19 protein-coding genes and 1 tRNA gene are annotated in these 15802 nt (G+C 64.6%); 11 read left to right on the top strand and 9 right to left on the bottom strand.

From position 1 onward, the window contains the following. Positions 1–503 precede the first annotated feature (503 nt). The 5 genes from AB4Y32_RS23340 to lepB all read left to right on the top strand — a co-directional run bounded on the left by AB4Y32_RS23340 (position 504) and on the right by lepB (position 4546). Complete coding sequence (locus AB4Y32_RS23340) at positions 504–1262, top strand: hypothetical protein (RefSeq protein ID WP_368723617.1); 759 nt, start codon at positions 504–506, stop codon at positions 1260–1262. 74 nt (positions 1263–1336) lie between these two features. Continuing rightward, positions 1337–1621 carry a hypothetical protein gene (locus tag AB4Y32_RS23345; RefSeq protein WP_368723757.1) on the top strand — a complete coding sequence of 95 codons (285 nt, stop codon included), beginning with the start codon at positions 1337–1339 and terminating at the stop codon, positions 1619–1621. Between the two features lie 307 nt (positions 1622–1928). Further along, on the top strand, positions 1929–2642 hold the full coding sequence (locus AB4Y32_RS23350; RefSeq protein WP_368723748.1) for a FadR/GntR family transcriptional regulator: 714 nt from the start codon (positions 1929–1931) through the stop codon (positions 2640–2642). 108 nt (positions 2643–2750) lie between these two features. Beyond that, positions 2751–3755 carry a Gfo/Idh/MocA family protein gene (locus tag AB4Y32_RS23355; protein WP_368723618.1) on the top strand — a complete coding sequence of 335 codons (1005 nt, stop codon included), beginning with the start codon at positions 2751–2753 and terminating at the stop codon, positions 3753–3755. A 98-nt stretch (positions 3756–3853) separates the two neighbouring features. Beyond that, positions 3854–4546, top strand: a complete 693-nt coding sequence (gene lepB, locus AB4Y32_RS23360) for a signal peptidase I (RefSeq protein ID WP_368723619.1) — start codon at positions 3854–3856, stop codon at positions 4544–4546. A gap of 80 nt (positions 4547–4626) precedes the next feature. Here lepB and AB4Y32_RS23365 read toward each other — a convergent pair whose 3' ends face one another. The 5 genes from AB4Y32_RS23365 to AB4Y32_RS23385 all read right to left on the bottom strand — a co-directional run bounded on the left by AB4Y32_RS23365 (position 4627) and on the right by AB4Y32_RS23385 (position 8425). Continuing rightward, on the bottom strand, positions 4627–5661 hold the full coding sequence (locus tag AB4Y32_RS23365; protein WP_368723620.1) for a quinone-dependent dihydroorotate dehydrogenase: 1035 nt from the start codon (positions 5659–5661) through the stop codon (positions 4627–4629). A 207-nt stretch (positions 5662–5868) separates the two neighbouring features. Next, positions 5869–6708: an arginyltransferase gene (locus tag AB4Y32_RS23370; RefSeq protein WP_368723621.1), complete on the bottom strand. Its 840-nt coding sequence runs from the start codon at positions 6706–6708 to the stop codon at positions 5869–5871. A gap of 141 nt (positions 6709–6849) precedes the next feature. Next, a complete protein-coding gene (gene aat / locus AB4Y32_RS23375) occupies positions 6850–7596 on the bottom strand; it encodes a leucyl/phenylalanyl-tRNA--protein transferase (RefSeq protein WP_368723622.1) in 747 nt (248 codons plus the stop codon). 21 nt (positions 7597–7617) lie between these two features. After that, a complete protein-coding gene (locus AB4Y32_RS23380; protein ID WP_368723623.1) occupies positions 7618–8163 on the bottom strand; it encodes an NUDIX hydrolase in 546 nt (181 codons plus the stop codon). Between the two features lie 185 nt (positions 8164–8348). Continuing rightward, positions 8349–8425, bottom strand: a tRNA-Met gene (locus tag AB4Y32_RS23385). A gap of 248 nt (positions 8426–8673) precedes the next feature. On the opposite strand from AB4Y32_RS23385, the gene AB4Y32_RS23390 reads away from it, so the two are divergent. Beyond that, the gene (locus tag AB4Y32_RS23390; RefSeq protein ID WP_368723624.1) at positions 8674–9171 is read left to right on the top strand and encodes a heme-degrading domain-containing protein; all 498 of its coding nucleotides are present in this window, start codon (positions 8674–8676) and stop codon (positions 9169–9171) included. 9 nt (positions 9172–9180) lie between these two features. After that, complete coding sequence (locus tag AB4Y32_RS23395) at positions 9181–9513, top strand: DMT family transporter (RefSeq protein WP_439899832.1); 333 nt, start codon at positions 9181–9183, stop codon at positions 9511–9513. Between the two features lie 95 nt (positions 9514–9608). Here the strand turns inward: AB4Y32_RS23395 and AB4Y32_RS23400 are convergent, their stop codons facing one another. Further along, a complete protein-coding gene (locus tag AB4Y32_RS23400; RefSeq protein WP_368723626.1) occupies positions 9609–9968 on the bottom strand; it encodes a hypothetical protein in 360 nt (119 codons plus the stop codon). Positions 9969–10139: 171 nt separating this feature from the next. Continuing rightward, positions 10140–10364, bottom strand: coding sequence for a hypothetical protein (locus AB4Y32_RS23405; protein WP_368723627.1), 225 nt, complete (start codon positions 10362–10364; stop codon positions 10140–10142). Positions 10365–10628: 264 nt separating this feature from the next. On the opposite strand from AB4Y32_RS23405, the gene AB4Y32_RS23410 reads away from it, so the two are divergent. Next, positions 10629–10904 (top strand): hypothetical protein, encoded by a 276-nt coding sequence (locus AB4Y32_RS23410; protein ID WP_368723628.1) that lies wholly within the window; start codon positions 10629–10631, stop codon positions 10902–10904. 317 nt (positions 10905–11221) lie between these two features. Then, complete coding sequence (locus tag AB4Y32_RS23415) at positions 11222–11509, top strand: DUF1488 domain-containing protein (RefSeq protein ID WP_368723629.1); 288 nt, start codon at positions 11222–11224, stop codon at positions 11507–11509. 103 nt (positions 11510–11612) lie between these two features. On the opposite strand, the gene AB4Y32_RS23420 is transcribed toward AB4Y32_RS23415, so the two are convergent. Further along, positions 11613–12596, bottom strand: coding sequence for an NAD-dependent epimerase/dehydratase family protein (locus tag AB4Y32_RS23420; RefSeq protein WP_368723630.1), 984 nt, complete (start codon positions 12594–12596; stop codon positions 11613–11615). Between the two features lie 144 nt (positions 12597–12740). Between AB4Y32_RS23420 and AB4Y32_RS23425 the strand changes: the two genes are divergently transcribed. Together AB4Y32_RS23425 and AB4Y32_RS23430 are read left to right on the top strand one after the other, a co-directional pair. After that, positions 12741–13475: a TetR/AcrR family transcriptional regulator gene (locus tag AB4Y32_RS23425; RefSeq protein WP_368723631.1), complete on the top strand. Its 735-nt coding sequence runs from the start codon at positions 12741–12743 to the stop codon at positions 13473–13475. Positions 13476–13612: 137 nt separating this feature from the next. Continuing rightward, positions 13613–14743, top strand: coding sequence for an enoyl-CoA hydratase/isomerase family protein (locus AB4Y32_RS23430; protein ID WP_368723632.1), 1131 nt, complete (start codon positions 13613–13615; stop codon positions 14741–14743). A gap of 50 nt (positions 14744–14793) precedes the next feature. Here the strand turns inward: AB4Y32_RS23430 and AB4Y32_RS23435 are convergent, their stop codons facing one another. Beyond that, positions 14794–15213 (bottom strand): hypothetical protein, encoded by a 420-nt coding sequence (locus tag AB4Y32_RS23435; protein ID WP_090861871.1) that lies wholly within the window; start codon positions 15211–15213, stop codon positions 14794–14796. Positions 15214–15802 lie beyond the last annotated feature (589 nt).

The raw sequence follows: 15802 nt of genomic DNA on the forward strand, positions 1-15802 counted from the left end.
GGGCGCCGGGTGGGGGGGGCGGGCTGCGGGCAAGCGCGGCAGCGTGTGGCTTGGTGCGGCACCGCACGGTGTGCCTGGGGCGGGCGGGGTTTGAGCGGGGATTTGCGGCGCGGCGCTGCCGTGCGGCGGCGCCGCGCCACAGATTTGTATCCGGACTGAACACACGAAGGGCAAGAGCGGCGAATCGCTGACAAGCGGCGCCAAGCCAAAACGAGGGGCCAAGCCGAAAGCGAGCTCGTGTCGTTGCGTCGATTGACGCTCTTGCCTTGCTTCAACCGCGTCGCCGGCATGCACCGGCGAACAATGTCATGGTCCAGCCACGCCTCGCTTGCCGGGAACCGACTCGCGCCCCCGGCTCCGTCGACGTCGCTCGACGCGAGAGACGGTACTCTGCTGTGTGATCTACCGAACAGCTATACCTTCCGTTCGCTGCGACTATCGTCATACATCGCGCGCTGCGCGCTCGCATCTGCGCAATCGACATGACGTAGTGGGGCAACAGCATGAAGGGCATCAAAAAGGTATCTCCGTACCTGATCCTGCCGGTCGTCGCTGCGTCGGTCATATGTGTGCGGGCGGTAATGCTGTCGCATCCGGCCGACCTCGACTGGAACGCGTGGGCCTATCCCGTGATCCGCGCGATTTCATCGTCCGGCTGGGGCGCGATCGCGCATGTCGCGGACGCGTTGCAGACCTTCGGCAGCGCGCAATCGTGGATAGGAACGTGCGCTGCAGCGGCCGTTGCGCGCGTGCTCCTTCTGAAGAAGGTCGTCAAGCGTTCGACGCCTGCATCGCCGATGGCAATGAAGGCGCGCGATACGCCGACGTGGCGGCAAAACCTGGCGGCGTCGTGGGTCCTGTCCGTTGCGACGTCACCGGCGTACCTGCTCGCTACCGACTGCGGACGTTGGACGCCCGCCGACGAAGATTTCCTGGCTCTTCCTGCCGTTGCGGGATCGCGGCGTCCAGCTTGTGCTGTTGGTGTTGCAGCGGCGCGCGACGTCCAGGCGGGCGTTTTCCCACGGCTCGGTGCGCGAGTCGCGGCGCGTCGTCGCGGGTCGCGTCATGCCTCCGGGATTCGCGCTCGTGCTCAGCATGACTCTCCGGTTGCCGGAATCCTGAAAGAGGGCGTCAGCTTCGATCTGTTCGATGAGTTGACGCCGGCTCGACCTGACACATCGGCTCGAACGCGCGGCAAGCGACACGGCGAACGGACTTTTTGTGTGTGCACGCACAGAAGGGGGCGATATAAGTCTGATTGAATGGCTGCACCTGGCACAGCGCGCGGCATGTCCGATCAGCGACGCTCGCCCGCACTCTGCGTGGAGTACCTCAAATGAACGACTTCGTATCGCCTGGATCCTTTCACATGCCTGATCGGGAGCACGCCTGCATGATCCAGCCCGTCGTCTTGACAGGCGGCGCCGGCGCGCGGCTGTGGCCGCTGTCTCGCGAAGAGAAACGCCGCTCGAAATCATCGAAGTGCAATCGGGCTGCTATCCCGGCGAAGAAGACATCGCGCGTTCTGACGATCAGTATGGACGCATCCGGGGAAATGGAAATGCCTGAGCGCGCGGACACTCGTCGCCGAAGCGAAATTTGCATGCGGACTGCTAATTGATGCGATCGGAAACGGTGTAATCAAAGTAACGGATGGATGGCGGACAAATGCTTGCCGGTCTTTCTTCAGTGCAATTTTTCCCCGTTGCGCACGCTGTTGCGATGTGCTGCTCGACGTCGCTTCACGACGCGTTACACGAAAGAAACAATTCATCGGAGGGAATACCCTGTCAAGGTGATTCCCGACTGGCGTATCAAGATAAAGCGACGCAACGTACTATTGACTATCTATCAGAAGAAGATGACACGAGGGCCCGTGATCAACACTTATTGCAGGCGAGAAACGCCGCATCGGGGAGAAGAGCATGATGGAACAAACCAATAAGGAACGGTCCTTGGTCAGCAAGGTCATGGACGGGCTCGTGACCGGGATCGTCGAAGAGAAGTATGGTGCGGTGCTTCCACCGCAAGACGTATTGTCGAAGGAATTCGACGTGAGCCGCACGGTGATGCGCGAGGCGCTGTCGATGCTGCTCGCGCGGCACATGCTCGACGTGCGGCCGAAGATCGGCACGCGTATACGTCCGATGCACGACTGGCGCATGATCGACGAGGACGTCGTGAACTGGCGCTTTCGCGCGAAGCCCGATCCGATGTTTCTGCGCGACGTGATCGAATTCCGCGTGCTGATCGAGCCGCGCGCCGCGGCGCAGGCGGCGACGCGCGGCAACCCGTCGGACATCTCCGCGATCCGCGATGCGTTCGAGGCCTTCCGCGCGAGCCCGCCCGGCGAGCCCGGCCATCAGACGGCGGACGAAGCGCTGCATACGCGCATCGTCATCGCGAGCGGCAACCAGTTCTTCCAGCAGATGGCGGCCATCATTCGCGGCGCGCTGTCGGCGCTCAAGCCGCTCGTCGAGCAGCCGCCGGGCGCATGGGAAGAGACGGTGAAGCTGCATTCGCGCGTCGTCGAGGCGATCGAGGCGCACGATGCGAAGGAAGCGGAAGCGGCATCGATGGCGGTGATCGACTATTCGATGAGCCGCCTGAGCCTGGCGATGCCCGACGCGCAAACGGAATAGAGCCGCAAGCAGAATTCCGCCAGGCCGCAAGCGCCTGTCGGCGAAGTGGGAGACGACATCGGCGACAATGTCGGCTGTCACTCACCGATCAGGATTTTCTTGCGACCGATGAACAACGCAGCTACGCACGATCCGTCCTCACATCACGCGACGACACGTTGGGGCATCGTGGGCGCAGGCCGCATCGCCCACCGTTTTGCGCAGAGCCTCGCGCACGTCCCGAACACGCGCCTCGCGGCCGTATGGTCGCGCCGCCACGCACCCGCCGACGCGTTTGCACAGCAGCATGGCGGCGAAGCGCCCGAGAGCTTCGACGCGCTGCTTCAGAGCGGAATCGACGCGCTCTATATTGCAACGATGCAGGACAGCCACGCGCATTACGCGTGCGCCGCGCTCGAAGCGGGCATCCACGTGCTGTGCGAAAAGCCCGCGACGGTGAACGCGGCGCAACTCGCGCGCGTGATCGACAGCGCGCGCACTTCGCAGCGGCTCTTCATGGAAGCGATGAAGCCGCCTTTCTATCCGCTTTACCGGAAACTGCGCGAGCATCTCTGCGCCGATCCCATCGGCGATATCGGCCTCGTGCGAGCGGGCTGCTCGGTGCCCAGCGTGCCCGACGATCACCCGTCGCTGTCGTTCGAACAGGCGGGCGGCGCGCTGCTCGATATCGGTATCTACGAGATGTTTCTCGCCGTCGACTGGCTCGGCGCGCCGCTCGACGTGCAGACGCTGGGACGGCTCGGCGCGACGGGCGTCGATACGTTTGCGAGCCTCAACAGCCGGCACGAAAAGGGCATCGCGCAGCTCTTTTGCGGGCTCGACCTGTTCGGCAAGGGCGATGCGTTCATCGCGGGTACGCGCGGCAACGTGACGATTCACGAGAACTGGTGGAATCCGTCGCGCGCGACGGTGCGTTATGTCGACGGACGCGTCGTCGAACTCGACGCGCCATTCGAAGGCGGCGGCCTGAACTACGAGACGTTGCATTTCTGCGATCTGATTCGCGCCGGGCAGCTCGAAAGCCCGATCATGACGCACGCGAAGTCACACCAGATGATCTCGATGGCCGATGCAGCGCGAGCGGCGCTGGGGCTGAGATTTCCCTGCGAGTGAAACTGCCGGCATCGCATGCGTGGTGGTAGGATCAGCGCGGACCGGATTCCCCGGTCCGCTTTCGTTTTCCTTCAGGTGTCGTGGAAAGGAGCGCGATCATGCGCATGCTGGTCCGGCTGTGGCGCGAGAACAAGAGTCTCGTCGCGTTTATCGTCCTGATGGTGCTGTTTCGCAGCGCGATCGCCGACTGGAACGTCGTGCCGAGCGGCTCGATGCTGCCGACGATACGCGAGGGCGACCGCATTCTCGTCGACAAGATGGCCTACGATCTGCGCATTCCGCTCACGCATATCGCGCTTGTGCATCTGCACGATCCGCAGCGCGGCGACATCGTGACGATCGATTCGTCGGCCGCGCACGAACTGATCGTGAAGCGCCTGATCGGCCTGCCCGGCGATACCGTCGAGATGCGCGACAACGTGCTGTATGTGAACGGCGCGCGCGCGAGCTATCAGCCGCTCGCGCTCGCGCCGCTGCCCGGCGACGCCATATCGCCCGGCGATTATCTGACCGAGCGCTTCGCGGGCTTCTCGCACGTCGTGCGGCTCTCGGAATTCGCGCCGAGCCCGCGCCGCTCGTTCGGCCCGGTGACGGTGCCGCTGGGCGAGTATCTGATGCTCGGCGACAATCGCGACGACAGCGCGGACTCGCGCTACTTTGGTTTTTTTCCGCGCGACGAGCTGATGGGGCGCACGCGCCGCGTCGCGTACTCGCTCGACGCCGCCCATTACTACAAGCCGCGTTTCGATCGCTTCGGCGCGCGGCTCGATGCGTTGGCGGCAGTGCGGTGATGCTCCGTCAGACTTTCCGCTTCAGGGCGTGATGCCATTCGCGCGCGTGGATGCGCCCACGCGCGACGCGGCCTCGATGACTACGCCGGGCGCTTTGCCAGCGCCTGCGCGCATTCGGCGACGAGGGCAGGGCCGCGGTAGATGAAACCCGTATAGAGCTGCACGAGCGACGCGCCCGCGTCGAGCTTCGCCTGCGCGTCCGCGCCCGAAAAAATACCGCCCACGCCGATGATCGGCACGTCGTTGCCGACCTGCGTGCGCAGCTTGCGGATCACTTCATTCGACGCATCGAACACGGGCCGTCCCGACAGGCCGCCTGCTTCGTCGGCGTGCGGCAGGCCTTGCACGGCCGCGCGCGACAGCGTCGTATTGGTCGCGATCACGCCTTCGAACCTGTGACGCAACAGCGTGTCGGCGATTGCCTTGATCTGCTCGTCGTCGAGATCCGGCGCGATCTTCAGCGCGAGCGGCACGAGCTTGCCGTGCATGTCGGCGAGGCGCTGCTGCTTGTCCTTGAGCGCCGCGAGCAGCGCGTCGAGCTCGTCGGCGCCTTGCAGCTGGCGCAGATTCTTCGTGTTCGGCGACGAAATGTTGACGGTCACATAGCTCGCGAACGGATAGACGCGCTCGAGGCAGTACAGGTAGTCGTCGGCGGCGCGTTCGATAGGGGTGTCGGCGTTCTTGCCGATGTTCAGGCCGAGCACGCCGCGATAGCGCGCGGCCTGCACGTTCTTCACGAACTGCTCGACGCCCGCGTTGTTGAAGCCCATCCGGTTGATCACCGCGTTCGCCTGCGGCAGGCGGAACATGCGCGGGCGCGGATTGCCCGGCTGCGCGCGCGGCGTCACCGTGCCGACTTCGATAAAGCCGAAACCGAGCGCGGCCAGACCGTCGATGCACGCGCCATCCTTGTCCAGCCCGGCCGCGAGTCCGACGGGATTCCTGAACGTCAGGCCCATCACGGTGCGCGGCGAATCGGGCACGTGCGGCGCAAGCGCGCCCGCCACGCCGGCGCGTCCGGCAGCGCCGAGCATGCGCAAGGTCAGATGGTGGGCGTCTTCCGCGTCCATGCGAAAGAGTTGAGCGCGTACGAGCGGATAAAGGGAACTGAACACGGCGGGGCGCCTGGCGGCTGAGAAATGAGAACCCGCTATTTTAACGGTTCGGCGCTGCGGCTATCGGCGTTTCGGGTTTTGCGCCGTTGCGCTGTTGTGCGGACAGGCGAGTGGTCGGGCGACGTTGCCTCGTGACAGCCGATGTTGCGGGGACGGCATCGGGCTCGTGGATAGTCGTTGCAAGCCGCGTGGAACGAAGCGGGCTGCTCAACTGCGGCTGATGTGCAGCACGCGCGAGCCGGCCTTCGCTGCATCGACGGGCGAGAGGTCGGGTGCGACGGGATCGAGCACGTTCCATGCGCCGTCGAAAAGCCCTTCGAGCGGCGTGAAATTCGCCTTGTAGGCCATCTTTGGGCTCTCGCGTATCCAGTAGCCGAGATACACGTGCGGCAGCTTCAGGTTGCGCGCCTGCTCGATCTGCCAAAGGATGTTGTAGGTGCCGTAGCTCGTGTGCGGCTGGTCGGGATCGAAGAACGTGTACACCGACGACAGCCCGTCGCCGAGAATGTCGATCATGCTGACCATGCGCAGCGTGCCGGGCATGTCCGGATGACCCGCGTAGCCGGGATTGGCCGGTTCACGGAATTCGACGAGGCGTGAATTGATCCGGCTTTGCAGCAGGAACTGCTCGTACTGGTCGCGGCTGTCGCGGTCCATGCCGCCGCCTGCGTGCCGCGCCGACTGATAGCGCATGTAGAGCGCATAGTGCTCTTCGTCGTAATGCAGCGGGGCGACGGTGGCGATCAGGTCGCCGTGCTTTTTCCACACGCGGCGCTGTGTGCGGTTCGGCTTGAAGCGCTCGACGGGCACGCGCACGGGCACGCATGCGCGGCAGCCGTCGCAATAGGGACGGTACGTGAACACGCCCGAGCGGCGAAAGCCCGCGCGAACGAGCTCGGTGTAGACGTCGGAATTGATCAGATGGCTGGGCGTGGCGACCTGCGAGCGCGCGACGCGCCCTTCCAGATAGCTGCATGGGTAAGGCGCTGTTGCATAGAATTGCAGCGCCGAAAGCGGTGAAAGCGGCAGCTCATTCGGGTGAGTCACGTTAGCAGCTCTCGAAGCGTTTCTGGTTTTGCAAATCCGGCCGTCTGCTTGCAATGGCTGGTGATGGGTGGCAATTGGCCTGCAAAATGCCGGACGGACACGTCCATCGCGATTATCGCCTGCCGCGCGGCGGTGCTCACGTCATGCCGACGGCAGGGCCGGCATGATCAGATCGCGCAGCACGGTCTTGTCGAACGACCAGGGGATCGGCGCGGCGTCGACGGAAGCACGCACATGCGCGACAAACGCCTTGCGCGCGATCTCGCGGCCGCCCAGCGACGCCAGATGCGACGTGTTCTGCTGGCAGTCTATCATTTCTATTTCATGGCGTCGCAAATGGAAGACGAGCGCGGCGAGCGCGATTTTCGACGCATCCGTCACTTCCGCATACATCGATTCGCCGAAGAACATCTTGCCGAACGACACGCCATACAAACCGCCGACACGTTTGCCTTCATGCCAGGTCTCGACGCTGTGCGCGTCGCCGTGGCGATGGAGCGACGTATACGCTTCGATCACATCCGACGTGATCCACGTGCCGCGCTGGCCGTGACGCGGTGCGAGCGCGCAGGCGCGCATCACGGCGGGAAAGTCGGCGTCGACGCGGATTTCCCAGGCATCGTCGCGCAACACGCGCTTGAGCGTTTTCTTCAACGACGGCGAAACCTTGAATTCGCGCGGACGCAGGATCATGCGCGGATCGGGCGTCCACCAGAGCACGGGCTGACCGTCCGAATACCACGGGAAAATGCCGCGCCGGTACGCATCGATCAGCCGCGAAGGCAGCAGGTCGGCGCTTGCGGCGAGCAGGCCGGGCGCGCCGCTCGCCGGGGACAGCGCGCGTTCGACGGGCGGAAACGGATCGTCGGGGCCTAGCCAGGGAACCATGCTGCCTTGGTCGTCGTGACGTCAGCCGTCGCGCAGCGAGCGGAAGATGTCGCCCGTATGCAGGCCGTAGTTGCCGGATGCGCGGTCGGTGAAGAAGAAGCGCAGCGTCTGCGCGATGGTCGGGAACGCGATGTCGTTCCATGGAATGTCGCGCTCTTCGAAGAGCCGCACTTCGAGGCTCTCTTCGCCCGCTTCGATGTCGAGATCGAGCAGCCGCGCGAGATAGAACAGATGCACCTGATGCACGTGCGGCACGTTCAGCAGCGAAAACAGGTTCTGCACTTCGACGCGCGCGCCGGCTTCTTCCAGGGTCTCGCGCGCGGCGGCCTCCGACGTGGTCTCGCCCATTTCCATGAAGCCTGCGGGCAGCGTCCAGTAGCCGTAGCGCGGCTCGATTGCGCGGCGGCACAGCAGCACCTTGTCGTCCCACACGGGAACGGTGCCGACCACGTTGCGCGGATTCTGGTAGTGCACGGTGCCACAGCTCGCGCAGACGAAGCGCTCCCGGTTGTCGCCGGGCGGAATGCTCAGGCTCACTGCATGGCCGCAGACGGAACAGAATTTCATAGAGAGGGGACGGAGAATGGTGATGCGAGTGTATCACCGGCTCGCGCGTTCACGATGACGCTTCGGGGCGCGTGGTCGGTCGGTTCGACGCGAAGGGATTCGCGCAAATAATAATACCGACCCTAAAACAAAAAACCCGCCAATGGCGGGTTTGATGGTACGACGAACATTGCAGATGCTGAACTTGGTTGCGGGGGTAGGATTTGAACCTACGACCTTCGGGTTATGAGCCCGACGAGCTGCCAGACTGCTCCACCCCGCGTCCGTCGAAGAAAAGATTATATGGCAAACGCAGGGTCGATGCAATCGTTTTTTAAGAGTCGACTGGAAAGCTCGTGAAGCGACACGCAATTGGCTTGCAGCGACACCCGCCTCGAACGCGCGTCGCCGATGTGCGAGCATGGCAGGCGGCGCGCGCGATGCCTGCGCTAGAATCGCCGTTCCTCCGTGCCGCGCGAGCCTTGTGGCATGCGCGGCACGCACGCATTCACTTTGCCACCTCGACACGCCATGGACATCGCTCACGACTTGCAGTCGATCGCCGCGCAGGAACATGCGCTCGTCTTCCCTCATTTCGATGCCGACAGCGCGTGGCAACTCGGCGCGTATCTGCACGAGATCGCGAAAGCGCGCGGCCTCGCGCTCGCCATCGACATCCGCACGTTCGGCCAGCCGCTCTTCTTTTGCACGCTCGAAGGCGCCACGCCCGACAACGTCGACTGGGCGCGCCGCAAGGGCAACACCGTCGCGCATTTTCGCCGCAGCTCGTACGGCGTCGGCCTGAAGCTGCAGCAGTCGGGCGCGACGCTCGAGGGGAAGCACGGCCTCGCCGTATCCGACTATGCGTCGCATGGCGGCGCGTTTCCGCTGACCGTGAAGGGCGCGGGCGTGATCGGATCGGTGACGGTGTCGGGGCTGCCGCAACGCGCGGATCACGAACTCGTCGTCGAGGCGCTGTGCGCGCAATTCGGCCACGACTACAGCAAGCTCGCGCTTGCGAAGGCGTGACACATGCGCGTGCCGCCTTATGTGCTGCTCGCGATCGCGATCGTCGCCGAAGTGATCGCAACCTCTGCGCTGCGTGCGTCGGAAGGCTTTACGCGCGCGGTGCCCGCGCTCGTCGTGCTGCTCGGCTACGGCATTTCGTTTTACTGCCTGTCGCTGACGTTGAAGAGCCTGCCCGTTGGCATCGTCTATGCGATCTGGTCGGGCGTCGGCATCGTGCTGATCACGCTGGTGGCGATCGTGCTGTACCGGCAGGTGCCCGATCTCGCGGCCGTGGCGGGGCTCGGCCTGATCGTCGCGGGTGTCGTCGTGCTCAATCTCTTTTCGAATATGCAGGCGCACTGACGACGCGCGGACTGTGACGGACCGAACGATGCGTCAGGCGTCTTGCAATGGAGGAGACAGACGCATCGAGCCAACTCGCGCGAGCGCATCACGAATTACCTGCAGCGAATCACCATCGAGCGGTTCTTCACGTTCGCCGACACCACGTTCGTGATCCCGCCGCCCGCCATGCCGCCTTCGTCGGTGTCCTTCGACACGATGTCGTAGCCCGTCGCCCCGCACGCCTTGCCGGCCTGCACGTAGCACGATGCCCAACTCGACGCCGCGTCCGCGCCGCTGCAGTTGACCGCGAAGCCCGTTTCCCCGTTGGGCAGGCTGATCAGCGTCGTGTTGTTCGACGACGCGCATGCGCCGAGGCTCGCGATTCCAAGCGCGGCCAGTGCGGCAAGAGCGGCCGATGGCAGGGCGGCAAGTCGCTTCGCGCGGGGCGAAACAGCAGTCGACTTCGACTTCATTGTGTTTTCCTTCAAGAAATAGGGTGTGAGCGAAGAGCCGCAAGGCGGTCGCTGCAAAGCCACCACTGCTGTTGCAGGGCCGGCCGACGCGCAGGCGCAAACCGTCGTCGGGAGGAGGGCTGGCGCAGCAGATGAGCGCCGATGGCGGCAAGGCGTGCCCTTGCACGCGCATCAGGCTTCGGGTCTGAGGCTGGGGTGTCCCGTTTCGGACACGTCGATGCGAATGCCCGCCTGCTCGATGAGGCGCCGGCTCCCGGCGCCTTCCTCTGTCGCGGCGTCTTCCCAGATGCTGATCGCCTTCGGAATGTCGATGCCATGACTTTCCGCGTACGCAAACCACGCATTGGCTGCATCCGGTTCGGCGATTTCGCTGTCTCGAAGAAAATATTTTCCCATATCGTCGGTGCTCGTCCGGAAATTGCGGACGCCTTTCCTTGAATTCGCGTTGAGTGCGCGTCGGGTCGGCGTTATGTTCGCGGAGCGGTTCGACCGCTGGCGCGTCCGAAAGTGCGCGGCCGCGCGCACTGCCCGGGGCCGCTGGATATGCTTCAACCCGCCGTAGAACTTATCGCGCGTTGGAAGGACTTATTGGGTATCGCACGCGGCGTGCCCCGTGCTTTTGATCCAACGAAACCCTAACTGAGGGAACGAGAGGCGAGTATGGCTGAGAGGGTCAGCGGCCCTTACCGGGGCTATTTCATCAGCGCGTCGGCGCGTCTCGTGCCGCCGCACGAGCAGGCGCGGCGCGCGGGCGAGCGCGAAGGCGTGTACGTGGGGGCCGTCAGCCTGTCGGAGCGCGGGCCCGACGATCCGCACCGGATCGAGACGCTCGTCGAAATCGGCGACGAACATCGCTTCGCGACGGAAGACGAGGCGCTCGCTTTCGTCGAACAGGCCGGCCGCGCGTACGTCGACCGGCTACTCGACGGGGATTGAGCACGCGCGGGCGACGGCCGGATGCGCCGCATGCAGTGACTTCGCCGACGCGCGAAGGCCGCGATGCGCATTCACCGATGCGCAATTGCCGATGCGCATTCGCCGACGCGCTTTCGCCAATGCGCTTTCGCCAATGCGCTTTCGCCAATGCACAAACCCGAAGCCCCGCAGCCCACGGGGCGGCCGGCGCTGGACCGCCGTATGCCGCTACGAGTACCATAAAGCCCGCTGACCGGGCCAGCCGTGCGCATCTCGCGCCCTTCACGCGCTCATGCGGCCGCTGGCTTTTTCCGCCGGATTTTCCCGATGAGGTCACCATGGAGATTCGCTTCCCCGCGGACGCACCCGATTACCGCGACTTCAACCTGACGCTGGTGTTTCCGGCGCTCGTCGATGGTGAGCGGGTTCCTTGCGCGATTTCCGTCGAAGCGCTCGAAGATCATTTCGGCGCCGAATCGAACGACACGGAAGGATGGCGCCGCGCGTTCGACGCCGGCCGCGCGCATATCGAAGCCGTCGCCCGAGAGCATCTGCTGATCAGCAATGGCACGCCCGTTCTGCTCAAGAGCGGCCACTTTCCGCCTGGCAACCTGGCGGGCGCGTAAGCATGGTTCGTCAACGAAGCGCGCCAGGCGCGCAATCTTCCCCGCTTGTTCCGTTCCTCGTCCGTTCTTCGTCCGCTCGCCCGACGGGCATGGTCCGCGCCCGTTACGCGGGCTGTTGCGCGTCCGTGCGCTGCGCAGCCTGTTGTGCAGCCGCAAGCGACTGCGCAATGCCCGCTTCATACGACGTCTTTCTGACCGGGTCGATCAGCGTGGTCAGCGCCGTATCGTCGAGCACGACGGGGTCCGTCAGCAGGTAGTGCATTTCCACGAGTTCTCGCAGCATCGGGTTGAAAAGTCCCAGCACGCGGAGCATCGACTTGCCCGCGACCATCAGCCTGGGCTCGCGTTGCGCGAGTGCATACGCGCGTTCGGCGATTTCGCGCTGCGTGATCGTGCCCGCGCCCGCCAGATGCAGCACGCGGCCGAAAGCCTCCGGCGTGCGCGACAGCCGTTCGACCACAGGCCCGACGTCCGGCATGAATACGAATTCGTGCGGCACGTCGATGGGGCCGATCATCTGTGCGCGCTTGCCGAGCGCCGCGCCTTCGAATACGCCGTGAAGAAAGCTGCGTTCGACGCCCGGTCCGTAAAAATCGGGCAAGCGCAAGACGAGCGTTTCGAGCCCATCGCGTCCATGCGCATCGATGACGAGATTTTCCTGCGCGAGCCGCATCTTGCCCTTGAACGTGTGCGGCTCGCGCGGATGCGATTCCGTGACGGGCAGGCTGCGCGGCCGACCGTACGGATACACGGTGCCGATCAGGATCAGCCGCTGCACGCCTGCCGCGCGCAGGCCGTCGAGCGTCTTTTGCATCAGCACCGGATGCTTTTCGAACTGGTGATAGGGCACGCCGACGAGATACACGGCCGTCTGCAATCCGGCGGCCGCCGACGCGACGGAAGCGGGATCGTCGGGATTCCATGTGACGATTTCCGCGAGGGGATCGTGGCCGAACGACGCTTGCAGCGCTGCCCGCCCGCGTCCGATCGCGCGATAGCGGCGTCCCGCCGCGCTCAGCGCGTGCGCGATGCTTTGTCCGGCGGCGCCCGCCGCGCCGAACAGGCCGATCTGTGCTGCGTTGTCCATAACGACCTCCCGCAAACGCGCCCGCTGGTTGCCGCACCATCGAAACGGTGACGCACTGAGCGCAAAAAGTTTGATGAACAGTGTTCAGTGAACGGTGTTCAGTTTAATTTGACTTTTCAGTTTGTCAACCTGAAAATCGCCTGCATGGGAATCGCCGAAAGAAAGACACGTCAGAAGCTCGAACTGCGCGAGCGCATCCTCGATGCCGCGCGGCGCATCGTCATGCGTGAGGGGTTCGGCGCACTGTCGATGCGCAAGATCGCCGAGGCGATCGAATATTCGCCCGCCACGCTGTATCTGCACTTCGCAAGCCGCGACGCGATCGCGCATGCGCTATGCGCGGAAGGCTACGCGCAACTGCTGGCCACCTTCGAGCCGCTGATCCCGATCGCCGATCCCGCCGATCGGCTTCGAGCGATCGGGCGCGCGTATGTCGCGTTCGGCGTTGCGCATCCGCAGACGTACCGGCTGATCTTCATGGAAGATCCGTCGTACACGGGCGCTGCGCTGGTCGGCGACGCCGGCGCGTCCGAAGACGATGCCGGCGATACGGCGTTCCGTCTGATGGTCGAGTCGATCGATGCGCTCAAGGCGCAGGGGCGTCTGCCCGGCTCGCCCGACAGCCCGATCTGCGCGGAAGCGCTGTGGGCGACGATGCATGGCATCGTCGCGTTGCATCTGACTTGCCCCGTATTTCCGCGCGCGCCGCTCGATGCCGTGGTGGACGCGGCGCTCGTCGCGTGGTTCGGCGCGCAGCAGACGGACGCATCCGGCGAGACGGATGCGAGCGCGGCGGATGACCCAGCCGGCAGCGACGCGAATGCATCGAAAGCATCGAAAGCACGCCGCCGGGCTTCATCGAAATCAAAGGCCGCCTAGTAGGCAAATTCGACGCAAACTCGACGCAAATTCAGCGCTCGCTTGCCCCGGGCACGGCCGACCGCGTCACTGAAGAACTCACCCGCGCGTGCTAACGTGTGTGCCGCACATTCATTCCACCGCCTTACGTACGAACCATGTCGACACCCGAAACACGCAGCGCCTCCGACGAACTCATCGCCTATGTCGCCAACCGCATTGGCTTCATCGAACTGAACCGGCCGAAGGCGCTCAACGCGCTGTCGCCCGGCATGATGCGCGCGATGCACGCGGCGCTCGATCAATGGCGCGACGATCCCGGCGTGCTCGCTGTCGTCGTGCGCAGCACGAGCGAACGCGCATTCTGCGCGGGCGGCGACATCCGCTTCCTGTATGAGTCGTTCCGGCGCGGCGACCGCGAAGCCGTCGATACCTTCTTCATCGACGAATACCGGCTCGATCACGCGATCTTCGCGTACACGAAGCCTTATATCGCGTTCATGAACGGCGTCGTGATGGGCGGCGGGATGGGCATTTCGCAGGGCGCGCATCGCACGGGCGGTCTGCGCGTCGTGACGTCGTCGACGCGCATGGCGATGCCCGAGACGCGCATCGGCCTCTTTCCCGATGTCGGCGCAGGCTGGTTTCTCGCGCGCACGCCGGGTGCGATCGGCCGCTATCTGGCCGTGACGGGTGAGACGATCGGCGCGGCCGATGCGCTCTACGCGGGGCTCGCGGACGCGTACCTGCCCGACGATGCGATCCCCGCGCTGATCGAACGGCTCAAGACGCAGACGTTCGAGCAGGGCGCGGACGTCGTTGCGTGCGTCGAGCGCGAGGCGCAGTGCCACAAGGTCGTGCCGACGCCCGACATCTCGCCGCTCGCCGACGCGCGCGCGTTGATCGACAGGCACTTCGCGTTGGGGGACGTCGCGCAGATCGTCCGCTCGCTCGATCTCGAAGGCGATTGCGCGAGCGCCGACTGGGCCGAGCAGACGGCCGCCGTGCTGCGCGAGCGCTCGCCGCTGTCGATGGCCGTTTCGCTCGAAGTGGTGACGCGCGCCGAAGGCACGATGGCCGAATGTCTGCAGCGCGATCTCGATCTGACGCGCTCGTCGTTCGAACGGGGCGACGCGCCGGAAGGCATCCGCGCGCGCATCGTCGACAAGGACAACAAGCCGGACTGGCGCTTTGCGCGCATCGAAGACGTGACGCGTGCGGACGTCGAGCAGATGTTCGAAAGCCCGTGGCCCGCGCACGAGCATCCGTTGCGCGACCTGCAAGGCTAAAGCCAACACGGGTCGGAAGAGAACGCAGACCCGGAAAAAACGCGGCGGGCTCAGTCCTCGGCTGTCATGAAGGCGCGCATGAATACGAGCGCGCCCCAACCCCACATCGCATTCGACGCGAAACCGAGCGCGAGGCGCGGCAGCATGTTGCCCGTCGGCCAGATGCCGCGAATGGGATCGACGACGAACACGGACGCCGCCGTGAGCACGATCCCGCCGAACACGAATGCCGGAATCCACGGCGCGGGGCGCTCGGGCGACACGCGCAGCAGCCACGCCATCAGCACGGCCCACACGGAACTCCAGATCGCGTTCGCGATGAATTCGGGCAGGCCGATGGGAGCGAATGGCGCCGTCGAAAACCCTGTCGGGTCGATGAGGCCGGCCGCGTGCAGAAGCGCGAGCGTCGACTCGTGAAAGAACAGCGACGCGAGAAAGCCGGACACGAACGGCAGGATGATTTTTTGCATGCTTGACAGCGTCAGTCGCCGGGCGTCGATGACAAAGCGTTACGCCCGCACAGGTTGATCGGATCGAGCGCCATTATATCGGCGGCGCGCTGCCATTTTGGTGCGAGCACGCGCGGAACATGCAGTGACGACGCTCGCGCGCGACGTATGCTGCAGCGTCAGGTAAATCACGAGAGTGGAAAACCTAAGCTCAAAAAAATCGTTCAAAAGAAAGCGCACGATCCATAGACTCTTTTCCCATGCAGACGGCGGCGGCGTGCTCACCACGCATGCACTGCCGGCGGATTAACACGCTGCGTGTTGCGCGCGTTTCGTGTCGCGTGTCACGTCGCGTTTCACGTAATTCACATGAGAGAAGCTGTCGCGATGTCCTATCCGATGTCCATTTGCGCGTGCGCAGCCGCTTTGTGCGCGACATGCGATCCATGCGTCGCGCGCAGGCCGTCACGCTGTCGCCACTGACGCAATTTCGCGCGGTTTCGTTTCACGCGGTTTTATCCGTTTCCCCGTCCGGTTCGGTGCGCCGCCTCGCGCGCGGCAATGCGCGGTCACACCCGTTCGAAACGCGGCCACGCGGTCGCGCGAGCGC

It is taken from the genome of Paraburkholderia phymatum, from assembly GCF_040965635.1.
GTDB classification, from domain to species: Bacteria; Pseudomonadota; Gammaproteobacteria; order Burkholderiales; family Burkholderiaceae; genus Paraburkholderia; species Paraburkholderia phymatum_B.

Coding starts and splice junctions, on each gene's coding strand:
- AB4Y32_RS23400 (WP_368723626.1), bottom strand. CDS start 9,968: ATGAAGTCGAAGTCGACTGCTGTTTCGCCCCGCGCGAAGCGACTTGCC.
- lepB (WP_368723619.1), top strand. CDS start 3,854: ATGCGCATGCTGGTCCGGCTGTGGCGCGAGAACAAGAGTCTCGTCGCG.
- AB4Y32_RS23345 (WP_368723757.1), top strand. CDS start 1,337: ATGAACGACTTCGTATCGCCTGGATCCTTTCACATGCCTGATCGGGAG.
- AB4Y32_RS23425 (WP_368723631.1), top strand. CDS start 12,741: ATGGGAATCGCCGAAAGAAAGACACGTCAGAAGCTCGAACTGCGCGAG.
- AB4Y32_RS23340 (WP_368723617.1), top strand. CDS start 504: ATGAAGGGCATCAAAAAGGTATCTCCGTACCTGATCCTGCCGGTCGTC.
- AB4Y32_RS23350 (WP_368723748.1), top strand. CDS start 1,929: ATGGAACAAACCAATAAGGAACGGTCCTTGGTCAGCAAGGTCATGGAC.
- aat (WP_368723622.1), bottom strand. CDS start 7,596: ATGGTTCCCTGGCTAGGCCCCGACGATCCGTTTCCGCCCGTCGAACGC.
- AB4Y32_RS23415 (WP_368723629.1), top strand. CDS start 11,222: ATGGAGATTCGCTTCCCCGCGGACGCACCCGATTACCGCGACTTCAAC.
- AB4Y32_RS23420 (WP_368723630.1), bottom strand. CDS start 12,596: ATGGACAACGCAGCACAGATCGGCCTGTTCGGCGCGGCGGGCGCCGCC.
- AB4Y32_RS23380 (WP_368723623.1), bottom strand. CDS start 8,163: ATGAAATTCTGTTCCGTCTGCGGCCATGCAGTGAGCCTGAGCATTCCG.
- AB4Y32_RS23390 (WP_368723624.1), top strand. CDS start 8,674: ATGGACATCGCTCACGACTTGCAGTCGATCGCCGCGCAGGAACATGCG.
- AB4Y32_RS23435 (WP_090861871.1), bottom strand. CDS start 15,213: ATGCAAAAAATCATCCTGCCGTTCGTGTCCGGCTTTCTCGCGTCGCTG.
- AB4Y32_RS23430 (WP_368723632.1), top strand. CDS start 13,613: ATGTCGACACCCGAAACACGCAGCGCCTCCGACGAACTCATCGCCTAT.
- AB4Y32_RS23405 (WP_368723627.1), bottom strand. CDS start 10,364: ATGGGAAAATATTTTCTTCGAGACAGCGAAATCGCCGAACCGGATGCA.
- AB4Y32_RS23410 (WP_368723628.1), top strand. CDS start 10,629: ATGGCTGAGAGGGTCAGCGGCCCTTACCGGGGCTATTTCATCAGCGCG.
- AB4Y32_RS23355 (WP_368723618.1), top strand. CDS start 2,751: ATGAACAACGCAGCTACGCACGATCCGTCCTCACATCACGCGACGACA.